Consider the following 10,613-nt stretch of genomic DNA (forward strand, 5'->3'; position numbering starts at 1 on the left):
TCGCCGGGAATGTGCGCACCCGGGTGGGCATGCTCCGGCCCGGGTCAGACCAGGGGCTTGCCGGAGAGTTCGACGCCCGCGGCTCGCAGTTCCTCCAGCACCCGCTCCGTACGCTCCTTCGAGACCCCCGCCGTCAGGTCCAGCAGGACCTGCGTGGTGAAGCCCTCCCGGGCGGCGTCGAGCGCGGTCGCGCGGACGCAGTGGTCGGTCGCGACGCCCACGACGTCGACCTCGGTGACATCGTGGGCCCGCAGCCACTGCGCGAGGGTGACGCCGTTCTCGTCCTCGCCCTCGAAGCCGCTGTACGCGGCGGCGTACGCACCCTTGTCGAACACGGCGTCGATCGCGCCCGACGCCACCGCGGGCGCGAAGTTCGGGTGGAACCCGACGCCCTCCGTGCCCGCGACACAGTGGCGCGGCCAGCTGTTCTCGTAGTCGGGGGTGTCGGAGAAGTGGTCACCGGGATCGATGTGGTGGTCACGGGTGGCGACGACATGGCGATAGCCCGCGGGCACGGTCTCGCCGATCAGGTCGGTGATGGCGGCGGCGACCTCGGCACCCCCCGTCACCGCGAGGCTGCCGCCTTCGCAGAAGTCGTTCTGAACGTCGACGACGATCAAGGCGCGGTGCATGGCGGCTGTCCTTCGGGCTCTGGGGTTTTCGAGAGCGGGCATCGGGGGCCATAAGGATGGATCGGGGGCCATCAGGATGGTGCGAATGGGCGGCTACCGAAAAGCCTTTCCACGGACAGAGGCTTCACACGTGCCTTCGTACCACCCTTAACAGATACGCCTTCGCGCCCGCCCTTCACCAGTACTCACAGGTACTCCGTACTCATCCGTACTCACACGTACTCCGTCGGCAGCACCGGCTCCCCCCGCGACAGCTGTATGGCCGACATCGGCAGTCCGGCCCGCGCCGCGGTGTGCCGGTCCCTGGCCGCGTCCAGCGGTTCGCGGGCGACGACATCGCCGCCCTTGACCAGTTCCACCAGCAGCTGCCGGCCGGCCAGCTCGTCCGGCACCGGGCCGACGCCGACGACCTCGGCCTCGGCGACCCCGTCGGCGTCCAGCCGCCGCGCGGCCCACTTGCGGCCGCCCACCGAGGTCTTCCCGCCCAGCGACTTCTTCGCCACGGCCTCCAGCGGAGCCGACCGGTCCGCCGACCTGGCGCGGGCGACGAGCTTGTAGACCATGGAGCAGGTGGGGTGCCCGCTGCCGGTGACGAGCTGGGTGCCGACCCCGTACGCGTCGACGGGTGCGGCGGCCAGTGACGCGATCGCGTACTCGTCCAGATCCGATGTGACCGTGATCTTCGTGTCCCGTGCGCCCAGCTCGTCGAGCTGCTGCCGCACCCGGTGCGCGACCAGCAGCAGATCCCCGGAGTCGATCCGTACGGCCCCGAGCCCGGGACCCGCGATCTCGACGGCCGTACGGACGGCCTCGGCCACGTCGTAGGTGTCGACCAGCAGGGTGGTGCCCCGCCCCAGCGAGTCGACCTGGGCCCGGAAGGCGTCGCGCTCGCTGTCGTGCAGCAGGGTGAAGGCGTGCGCGCTGGTGCCGACGGTGGGGATCGCGTAGCGGAAACCGGCCGCGAGATCCGATGTGGAGTCGAAGCCGCCGACGTACGCGGCGCGGGACGAGGCCACCGCGGACAGCTCGTGCGTACGCCGTGCGCCCATCTCGATCAGTCGGCGCCCCCCGGCGGCGGCGGACATCCGGGAGGCCGCCGCGGCGATCGCGGAGTCGTGGTTGAGGATCGACAGGATCACGGTCTCCAGCAGCACGCACTCGGCGAAGGAGCCCTCGACGCGCAGGATCGGCGAGCCGGGGAAGTACACCTCGCCCTCGGGATAGCCCCAGATGTCCCCGCCGAAGCGGTAGGAGGCGAGCCAGTCGAGCGTGGGCCCGTCGACGATCCGCCGCTCGCGCAGAAACCCGAGTACGCCGTCGTCGAAGCGGAAGTTCTCCACGGCGTCCAGCACCCGCCCGGTGCCCGCCACGACGCCGTAGCGCCGTCCATCGGGCAGTCTGCGGGTGAAGACCTCGAAGACGGACCGGCGGCCGGCCGTGCCCGCCCTCAGGGCCGCCTGGACCATCGTGAACTCGTACTGGTCGGTGAAGAGGGCCGTTGAGGGGACGTCCACCGGCAGCCCCAGGTCCGCAGGGTTCACGACACTCGACCTCGCGTTTTCGTCTCGGCCGCCCGGAGACCCCGGGCGATCCAGCCATGGCCTGGATGCTATCGCACATTTCGTCAAAGTGACGAGATGGGGGGCGCGGGGCCTTCGGCCGCTCGGTATCGAAAGCTCCGCGCGCCCGGCGGACGGCGCAGTGGAAGGGGACGTCGTTTGTGCGATACGCCCCCTCGGGTGGCAGCATGGACGGGTGAGTGTTGCTCCCACTGAGATCGAACGCCCCGAGTCGGCGCAGGAGACCTTCGCCGTTCCCGAGCCCGACGTGCCGTGGGTGACGCTCGTCCACAACGACCCCGTCAATCTGATGAGCTACGTCACCTATGTCTTCCAGGCGTACTTCGGATACTCCAAGGACAAGGCGCGCAAACTGATGCTCGACGTCCATCACAAGGGACGCGCCGTCGTCTCCAGCGGCAGCCGCGAGGAGATGGAGCGCGATGTGCAGGCCATGCACGGATACGGACTGTGGGCGACCCTCTCCCAGGACCGCGACTGATGGCGGGACACTTCGAACCGGTCCCCGGCGGGGGTGCGGCCATCGCGCTCGACGAGGTCGAGATCTCCATCCTGCGCTCGCTCGCCGTCCAGCTCCTCGAACTGATCGGACCGGCCGACGAGCCGGTCGAGGGTGAGGACCCGCTCGCCGCGCTCTTCGCCGAGGGTCCGAGCGAACCACCCTCCGACCCCGCCCTGGCCCGCCTCTTCCCGGAGGCGTACGGCGGCCCCGACGCCGACGAGGCGGATGAGCAACTGCGGGCCGCCTCGGCGGAGTTCAGGCGCTTCACCGAACACGATCTGCGCTCCCGCAAGCGCGACGACGCCCTCTCGGTCGTACGGTCCCTCGACTCCCTCACCACGACCGGTGAGGACGAGGCCGTACTGAAACTCACCCCTGAGGACTGTCACCACTGGCTCGGCGCGCTCAACGATCTGCGGCTGACCATCGGCACCCGGCTGGAGGTCTCCGACGAGGACGAGGGCGCCGGGCTCTACCGGCTCCCGGACTCCGACCCCCGCAAGCCGATGGTGATGGCCTACCTCTGGCTCGGCGTCCTCCAGGAGACCCTCGTCGAGACCCTGATGCCGTAGCCGTTCCGGACTGCCGTCCCGGCCCCTCCCGCATGCCGCCGGCCCCCTCCCTGTTCGCTCAACAGACGCTCAAATCCGGATAACGATCATGTCACCGAACGGGCGTGCTTTGCCGTGCCGGGGGATTTTTGTCCGCTTCTCTCTGTGGCGTACGCCACACTCTCCGTGAGTGATCTCCGCTGTCCGCGTGATGGATCTGCACGACCGCCAGGGGCGCCACCCATGCCCCTGGCGGCGCTGTGACCGGCGGATCGCCGGTGGCACTCCATCCATATCCGGGGGGATCAGGACCTGATCCGTATCCGCGCGAGGCACAGACGCACAGGCGCGGACACGGATCGGCATGGAGAAAGGGCGCATCACCATGACCTCAGTGCAGGTCGACAAGCAGGACGGGCCCGACGGGCGGCCGGTCTCCACCGGGCCCGCGGACGCGGACCAGGGCTATCAGCGCGGTCTGGGCACCCGGCAGATCCAGATGATCGCGATCGGCGGGGCGATCGGCACCGGTCTCTTCCTCGGCGCGGGCAAGGCCATCTCCAAGGCCGGCCCCAGCCTGATCCTGGCCTACGCGATCGCGGGCCTGGTCATCTTCTTCATCATGCGGGCGCTGGGCGAACTGCTCATGTACCGCCCGGTCGCGGGCTCGTTCTCCGAGTACGCGCGCGAGTTCGTCGGCCCGTTCGCGGGCTTCGCCACCGGCTGGACGTACTGGCTCTTCTGGGTCGTCACCGGAATGACGGAGGTCACGGCCGCGGCCCAGTACATGACGTACTGGTTCGACATCCCCCAGTGGGTCTCGGCCCTGGTCTTCACGTTCATCCTCTACGGCGCGAACCTGATCTCCGTCAAGCTCTTCGGCGAGCTGGAGTTCTGGTTCTCCATGATCAAGGTCACCGCGATCGTCGGCATGATCCTGATCTGTCTCGGCATCCTCACCCTCGGCTTCTCCGACGCGGGTGACACCGCGTCCGTGTCCCTGCTGTGGAGCGACGGCGGCTTCTTCCCCAAGGGCATCGGCGGCACGCTGATGACGCTCCAGATCGTGATGTTCGCCTTCCTCGCGGTCGAACTGGTCGGCGTCACGGCCGGCGAGTCCAAGGACCCGGAGAAGACCCTGCCCAAGGCCATCAACACCGTGCCCTGGCGGATCGCCGTCTTCTACATCGGCGCCCTGATCATGATTCTCTCGGTGGTCTCCTGGACCCACTTCCAGCCGGGCGTCTCCCCGTTCGTCGCCGCCTTCGACAAGATGGGCCTCGCGGTCGGCGCGGGCATCGTCAACTTCGTCGTTCTCACCGCCGCCCTGTCGTCCTGCAACTCCGGCATGTACTCCACCGGCCGGATGCTCCGCGACCTCGCCCTCAACAGCCAGGGCCCGAAGCTCTTCACCCGGCTGACGAAGAACGGCACCCCGCTGATCGGCACCACCTTCTCCGCCGGTCTGATGCTGATCGGTGTCTGGATCAACTACCAGTGGCCCGGCGACGCCTTCAACAAGGTCGTCTCCTTCGCCACGATCTCCGGTATGTGGGCCTGGATCATGATCCTGATCAGCCAGCTCCGCTACCGCGCCAAGGCGGATCGCGGCGAGGTCCCGCAGTCCTCCTTCAAGGCCCCCGGCGCACCCTGGACCAGCTGGTTCGCACTCGCGTTCATCGCGATGGTGATCGTGATGATGGGGATCGACAAGGACGCCCGGATCTCGCTGTACTTCGCCCCGCTGTGGGCGCTGGGGCTGGGTGTGGCGTATCTCGTACTGAAGAGGCGGAACCCGGAGGGCGCGGCGTTCGCCAGGCGCTGAGCCCACCGGACCGGGCACGCACCCGCCGTCGGCCCTCTGCTTATGCTGATCGGCATGCTGACGCTCACCCAGGCCCTCTTCGACCAGATCGTGGCGCACGCCCGTGCCGACCACCCCGACGAGGCGTGCGGTGTGATCGCGGGCCCCGAGGGCAGCGGTCGCCCCGAGCGCTTCATCCCGATGCTGAACGCGGCCCGCTCGCCCACGTTCTACGAGTTCGACTCGGCGGACCTGCTCAAGCTCTACCGGGAGATGGACGACAACGACGAGGAGCCGGTGATCGTCTACCACTCCCACACCGCGACCGAGGCGTACCCCTCCCGTACGGACATCTCCCTCGCGAGCGAGCCAGGAGCGCACTACGTCCTGGTCTCCACCGCCGACACGGACGCCGCCGGACCGTTCCAGTTCCGCTCGTACCGGATCGTGGACGGCGAGGTCACCGAGGAAGAAGTGAAGATCGTCGAGGCATACTGAGCCCCGGCTCCTTCCTCAGCTCCTTCCTCGGCTCCTCAAGGACTCCCACCCGGTACGGGCTCCCACGCCGTACAGTCCGGCACAGGCTCGACTCCAACTCCATACAGCGGGCGGCAGGACCCAGGAAGCCGGTGTGAATCCGGCGCGGTCCCGCCACTGTGTTCAGGCGACGCGGTTCTCAGGCGTCCTCTGGCAGCCAGGAACTGACCTCGCCGCCCTTCTCCCACACCCAGGGGACGTGGAAATCCCCGGAGGAGGCACTACCCCGTCATGTCCGCCCTGCCCAGGCGCCATCGCGCCCGCCGCGCCCTGACAGCCGCCGCCCTGCTGCTCCCCCTCGCCGCCTGCGGAACCGGCCAGGACACCTCCCGCGACAACGACAACGACAACAACAACGGCAAAGACAGGAACGGGACCGACACCGCCCTGCCGGGCGCGTCCTTCCCGTACACGGTCGACAACTGCGGGGTGAAGACGACCTTCAAGGCCGCCCCGAAGCGGGCCGTCACCATGAACCAGCACGTGACCGAGATCATGCTCGAACTCGGTCTGGAGAAGTCCCTCGTCGGGACCGCCTTCCTGGACGACAGGATCCTGCCGCGCCACCAGAAGGCGTACGACGCGATCCCCGTCGTCTCCAAGGAGTACCCCTCCCGGGAGAAGCTGCTGTCCGTCAACCCCGACTTCGTCTACGGCGGCTACGGCAGCGCCTTCGAGGCCAAGGACGGACGCACCCGCGACGAGCTGAAGAAGTCCGGTATCGACAGCCGCATCAACCTGGAGTACTGCACCAAGGGGAAGACGACGCTGGACGACGTCTACCGCGAGATCGACGAGATCGGCCACACCTTCGGCGTCGGCGACCGCGCCCAGAAGTGGATCTCGAAGTCGCGCGCGGCGGTCAAGAAGACCGAGGCCGGTCTCGGCAGCCGTACCCCCGTCCCCGTCTTCGTCTACGACAGCGGCGACAAGACCGCCTTCACCGTCGGCGGCAAGGGCATCGGCAATGAACTGATCACCCGCGCGGGCGGGCGCAATGTCTTCGCCGACCTCGGCAAGACCTTCGGCGACGCGACCTGGGAGCAGGTCGTGGCCCGTAAGCCCGAGGTCATCGTGATCTACGACTACGGCTCCACCACCGTCGAGCAGAAGAAGCGGCGCCTCCTCGAAGACCCGGTGCTGCGGGACGTACCGGCGATCAGGAACAAGCGGTTCGCGGTGCTGCCGCTGTCCGACGCCGTCCTCGGGGTACGGATACCCGACGCCATCACCCGGCTCGCGGCGCAGCTCACGAGGTGAAGTCCCGACTGCGGTACGGGGCCGTGGTCGTCGCCCTGCTGATCGCCCTCGCGGTGGCGGTCGTCGCGGGGCTCGGCCTCGGCTCCGTACGCATCCCGCCCGCTCAGGTCGTCGAGGCGCTGCTGCCGGGTGCCGAGCCCAGCCCCATCCGGACGATCATCATGGACGTACGGCTGCCCCGCGTCCTCCTCGGGATGACCGTCGGCGCCGGGCTCGCCGTCGTCGGCACCGTCCTCCAGGCCCTCGTCCGCAACCGCCTCGCCGACCCCTTCCTGCTCGGGATCTCCTCCGGGGCCTCCACCGGCGCGGTCCTCGTGATCACCCTCGGCATCGGGGCGAGCACCGCCACCGCCCTGCCCGCAGGGGCGTTCCTCGGGGCGCTCGTCGCGCTGATCCTCGTCTACGGTCTCGCCCGCCGGGGCGGCACCATGACGGGCACCCGGCTGGTCCTCGCCGGGGTGACCATGTCGTACATCCTCACCGCCCTCACCACCCTCATCCTGATGGTGTCCGCCAGGCCCGAGCACTTCCGCGACGCCCTCTACTGGACACTCGGCGGCCTCGGCAGCGCCCGCTGGGAGAACATCTGGCTCCCCGGAGCCGTCGTCGCCCTCTGTCTGCCGCTGCTGCTCGCGCTCGCCAGACCGCTGGATCTGCTGCTCGTCGGGGAGGAGGGCGCGACCGTGCTGGGCCTGGACGTCTCCCGCTTCCGGGCCGCCGTCTTCATCTTCGCGTCGTTCGTCACCGCCGTACTCGTCGCCGTCAGCGGCGCCGTCGGCTTCATCGGCCTGATGGTGCCGCACGCCGCCCGGCTGCTCGTCGGCGCCACGCACCGGGCGCTGCTGCCGGTCGCCGCACTCGGCGGCGCGGTCGCCCTGGTCGTCGCCGATCTCGCCGCCCGTACCGCCGCCGCACCGCAGGACATCCCGGTCGGCGTCCTCACCGCGCTGATCGGCGGCCCGCTCTTCCTGTGGCTGATGCGCTCGCGCCGCACCGAAGGAGCACCGCTGTGAACGCCCGCGTGAACACGCCTGCCGCGAACCCTTCCGCAGCTCCTGTCCCGGCCCCTTCCGCCGACACCCGGGGGTCCTCCGCTGCCGCTGCCGGGGCCCGGGCCGCGTCCCTCACCCTCACCGGACTCGGCTACCGGACCGGCGGCAAGACCCTGCTCACCGGCATCGACCTCGACGCCCCGCCCGGCACCACCGTCGGACTCGTCGGCCCCAACGGCAGCGGCAAGACGACCCTCCTGCGCTGTGTCTACGGCACCCTGCGCCCCACCGCCGGGCAGATCCGCCTCGACGGCACCGATCTGGCCGCCCTCGGACCCAAGGCACGTGCCCAGCGGGTGGCGAGCGTCCCGCAGGACAACTCGGGGGAGTTCGAACTGACCGTGCGCGAGATCGTCACCATGGGCGGCGCACCCCACAAGCGGTTCTGGGAGTCCGACACCGCCCGGGACACCGCCGCCGTGGACGACGCCCTCGCCCGGCTCGGGGTCGCCGACCTCGCCGACCGGGCGTACCCCTCCCTGTCCGGCGGTGAACGCCAACGCGCCCTGGTCGCCCGCGCCCTGGTCCAGCGGCCCGCGCTGCTCGTGCTGGACGAGCCCACCAACCATCTCGACATCCGATACCAGATGGAGATCCTCGGACTCGTCCGGACCCTGGAAACCACCAGCCTGCTGGCCCTGCACGACCTCAACCTCGCCGCGTACTACTGCGACCGCCTCCATGTCCTGCGGGCCGGGCGCCTCGTGGCGTCCGGCACCCCTGAGGAGGTGCTGACCCCGGAGCTGCTCGCCGAGGTCTATCAGGTCGACGCCGAGATCACCCCGCATCCGGTCACCGGAGCACCCTCGATCACCTATCTGCCCCCCGCCCGCTGAGGCCCCGGACCGGCTCCACCGCGGGCCCCGGCCCGGTTCCGGGGACGCCCCTCCACCCGGTTCCGATGGGCCCCCGTACGGCTCCGCCGAGAGCCCCCGCCCAGTTGCTGAGCCGATCCCGTCCGCGATACGAGACGCCATTCCGGAACCCGGACCGGGAATCGATACGATGACCGCATGGTTCTCCACGACATGCGCGACAAGACGCCGAGCGGCTCCGTACTGCTCGTTGCGCGGCTGCATGTCGACCTGTGCCGCCTTGCCAGCGCGATGTGTACCTGAGCTGTACCCGAGCAGCCGGCCCACCCGACGCACGAACCCCTGGCGCGAGGGCCGATCCGCGCGCCCACCGCCTTCCGACTGGAGTCCACGACATGGCCATCGAGGTCCGCATCCCGACCATCCTCCGCACCTACACCGCCGGCTCCAAGGCCGTACAGGGCAGCGGAGACACCCTCGCCGCGCTGCTCGCCGACCTGGAGACCCGTTACCCCGGCTTCCAGGAACGCGTCGTGGAGGGGGAACAGCTCCGCCGCTTCGTCAACGTCTACCTCAACGACGAGGACGTCCGCTTCCTGGACGGCATCTCCACCAAGCTGTCGGACGGCGACAGCGTCACGATCCTCCCGGCCGTGGCCGGCGGCTCCGGTGCCCGCCGGGTGGGCATGTACTGATGCGCTACGACTCCCCGCTCGACGCGGTCGGCAACACCCCGCTGGTCCGCCTTCCCCGCCTCTCCCCGTCCGACGACGTCCGGATCTGGGCCAAGCTGGAGGACCGCAACCCGACCGGCTCGATCAAGGACCGCCCGGCGCTCCATATGATCGAGCAGGCGGAGAAGGACGGCCGTCTCACCCCGGGCTGCACCATCCTGGAGCCCACCTCGGGCAACACCGGCATCTCGCTGGCCATGGGCGCGAAGCTCAAGGGCTACCGGATCGTCTGCGTGATGCCCGAGAACACCAGCGAAGAGCGCCGCCAGCTCCTCACCATGTGGGGCGCGGAGATCATCTCCTCCCCGGCGGCGGGCGGCTCCAACACCGCCGTCCGCGTCGCGAAGGAGCTGTCCGCGCAGAACCCGTCCTGGGTGATGCTCTACCAGTACGGCAACCCCGACAACGCGGGCGCCCACTACGCCACCACCGGCCCCGAGATCCTCGCCGACCTCCCCTCCATCACCCACTTCGTCGCGGGCCTCGGCACCACCGGCACCCTCATGGGCGTCGGCCGCTTTCTGCGCGAGCAGGTGCCCGGCATCCGTATCGTCGCCGCCGAACCGCGCTACGACGACCTCGTCTACGGTCTGCGCAACCTGGACGAGGGCTTCGTGCCCGAGCTGTACGACGCCTCCGTCCTGACCACCCGCTTCTCCGTCGGCTCGGCGGACGCGGTCACCCGCACCCGGGAGCTGCTCCAGCAGGAGGGGATCTTCGCGGGGGTGTCGACCGGGGCGGCGCTGCACGCGGCGATCGGGGTGGGGCGCAAGGCGGTGCAGGCCGGTGAGTCCGCGGACATCGTCTTCGTCGTCGCCGACGGCGGCTGGAAGTACCTCTCCACCGGCGTCTACACCGCCCCCACCACCGAGGCCGCCATCGCCACCCTCAAGGGCCAGCTCTGGGCCTGAGCCCCAGGCCCTGAGCCCCCGCCCGGGCCTACCCGAGGGCACCCCCACCGGGGTGGAGCCCTCGGGGTCCCGTGCCGGTGCGTCGGCTGCCGCGCACGCCCTGCGGGCGTGTCCTCAATCGCCGGACGGGCTGGAATTGCGCACCCGGGTACGTGTCCTCAATCTCCCCCCCCAGACTTCGTCCGGGGGGACCCCCAACGGGCTGGATGTGCGTACCCGGGTGCGTGTATGTGGC

Annotated in this window: 12 protein-coding genes and 1 riboswitch; of the genes, 10 read left to right on the forward strand and 2 right to left on the reverse strand. The window is 69.8% G+C overall.

The features are described from left to right. Window positions 1-44: 44 nt before the first annotated feature. Window positions 45-632: an isochorismatase family protein gene (locus tag ACWF94_RS21685; RefSeq protein ID WP_453490738.1), complete on the reverse strand. Its 588-nt coding sequence runs from the start codon at window positions 630-632 to the stop codon at window positions 45-47. Window positions 633-844: 212 nt separating this feature from the next. Further along, window positions 845-2,173, reverse strand: coding sequence for a nicotinate phosphoribosyltransferase (locus tag ACWF94_RS21690; RefSeq protein WP_453490741.1), 1,329 nt, complete (start codon window positions 2,171-2,173; stop codon window positions 845-847). A gap of 214 nt (window positions 2,174-2,387) precedes the next feature. Here ACWF94_RS21690 and clpS point away from each other — a divergent pair, with 214 nt between their 5' ends. The 10 genes from clpS to ACWF94_RS21740 all read left to right on the forward strand — a co-directional run bounded on the left by clpS (window position 2,388) and on the right by ACWF94_RS21740 (window position 10,378). Then, window positions 2,388-2,693: an ATP-dependent Clp protease adapter ClpS gene (gene clpS / locus ACWF94_RS21695; protein WP_453490744.1), complete on the forward strand. Its 306-nt coding sequence runs from the start codon at window positions 2,388-2,390 to the stop codon at window positions 2,691-2,693. Next, a complete protein-coding gene (locus tag ACWF94_RS21700; RefSeq protein ID WP_453490746.1) occupies window positions 2,693-3,286 on the forward strand; it encodes a DUF2017 domain-containing protein in 594 nt (197 codons plus the stop codon). Before clpS ends, ACWF94_RS21700 begins: the two co-directional genes overlap by 1 nt. A 364-nt stretch (window positions 3,287-3,650) precedes the next feature. Continuing rightward, entirely contained in the window at window positions 3,651-5,090 is a 1,440-nt protein-coding gene (locus ACWF94_RS21705; protein ID WP_453490749.1) for an amino acid permease, read from the forward strand. Window positions 5,091-5,144: 54 nt separating this feature from the next. Then, complete coding sequence (locus tag ACWF94_RS21710; protein WP_453490752.1) at window positions 5,145-5,567, forward strand: Mov34/MPN/PAD-1 family protein; 423 nt, start codon at window positions 5,145-5,147, stop codon at window positions 5,565-5,567. 98 nt (window positions 5,568-5,665) lie between these two features. Then, window positions 5,666-5,794, forward strand: a riboswitch (cobalamin riboswitch). 43 nt (window positions 5,795-5,837) lie between these two features. Next, window positions 5,838-6,866 carry an ABC transporter substrate-binding protein gene (locus tag ACWF94_RS21715; RefSeq protein WP_453490755.1) on the forward strand — a complete coding sequence of 343 codons (1,029 nt, stop codon included), beginning with the start codon at window positions 5,838-5,840 and terminating at the stop codon, window positions 6,864-6,866. Next, the gene (locus ACWF94_RS21720) at window positions 6,863-7,879 is read left to right on the forward strand and encodes a FecCD family ABC transporter permease (RefSeq protein ID WP_453490758.1); all 1,017 of its coding nucleotides are present in this window, start codon (window positions 6,863-6,865) and stop codon (window positions 7,877-7,879) included. The genes ACWF94_RS21715 and ACWF94_RS21720 overlap by 4 nt, the downstream gene beginning before the upstream one ends. Beyond that, window positions 7,876-8,754, forward strand: coding sequence for an ABC transporter ATP-binding protein (locus ACWF94_RS21725; RefSeq protein ID WP_453490761.1), 879 nt, complete (start codon window positions 7,876-7,878; stop codon window positions 8,752-8,754). The genes ACWF94_RS21720 and ACWF94_RS21725 overlap by 4 nt, the downstream gene beginning before the upstream one ends. A 177-nt stretch (window positions 8,755-8,931) precedes the next feature. Beyond that, window positions 8,932-9,036: a putative leader peptide gene (locus ACWF94_RS21730; protein WP_347732139.1), complete on the forward strand. Its 105-nt coding sequence runs from the start codon at window positions 8,932-8,934 to the stop codon at window positions 9,034-9,036. A 92-nt stretch (window positions 9,037-9,128) separates the two neighbouring features. After that, window positions 9,129-9,428, forward strand: coding sequence for a MoaD family protein (locus tag ACWF94_RS21735; protein ID WP_453490764.1), 300 nt, complete (start codon window positions 9,129-9,131; stop codon window positions 9,426-9,428). Then, on the forward strand, window positions 9,428-10,378 hold the full coding sequence (locus ACWF94_RS21740) for a PLP-dependent cysteine synthase family protein (RefSeq protein WP_453490767.1): 951 nt from the start codon (window positions 9,428-9,430) through the stop codon (window positions 10,376-10,378). The genes ACWF94_RS21735 and ACWF94_RS21740 overlap by 1 nt, the downstream gene beginning before the upstream one ends. Window positions 10,379-10,613: the final 235 nt, after the last annotated feature.

It is taken from the genome of Streptomyces sp. NPDC055078 (assembly GCF_053607985.1).

Excerpts from the sequence above, each read along its gene's own strand:
- ACWF94_RS21735 (WP_453490764.1), top strand. The coding sequence starts at position 9,129 with ATGGCCATCGAGGTCCGCATCCCGACCATCCTCCGCACCTACACCGCC.
- ACWF94_RS21715 (WP_453490755.1), top strand. The coding sequence starts at position 5,838 with ATGTCCGCCCTGCCCAGGCGCCATCGCGCCCGCCGCGCCCTGACAGCC.
- ACWF94_RS21710 (WP_453490752.1), top strand. The coding sequence starts at position 5,145 with ATGCTGACGCTCACCCAGGCCCTCTTCGACCAGATCGTGGCGCACGCC.
- ACWF94_RS21730 (WP_347732139.1), top strand. The coding sequence starts at position 8,932 with ATGGTTCTCCACGACATGCGCGACAAGACGCCGAGCGGCTCCGTACTG.
- ACWF94_RS21700 (WP_453490746.1), top strand. The coding sequence starts at position 2,693 with ATGGCGGGACACTTCGAACCGGTCCCCGGCGGGGGTGCGGCCATCGCG.
- ACWF94_RS21685 (WP_453490738.1), bottom strand. The coding sequence starts at position 632 with ATGCACCGCGCCTTGATCGTCGTCGACGTTCAGAACGACTTCTGCGAA.
- ACWF94_RS21705 (WP_453490749.1), top strand. The coding sequence starts at position 3,651 with ATGACCTCAGTGCAGGTCGACAAGCAGGACGGGCCCGACGGGCGGCCG.
- ACWF94_RS21740 (WP_453490767.1), top strand. The coding sequence starts at position 9,428 with ATGCGCTACGACTCCCCGCTCGACGCGGTCGGCAACACCCCGCTGGTC.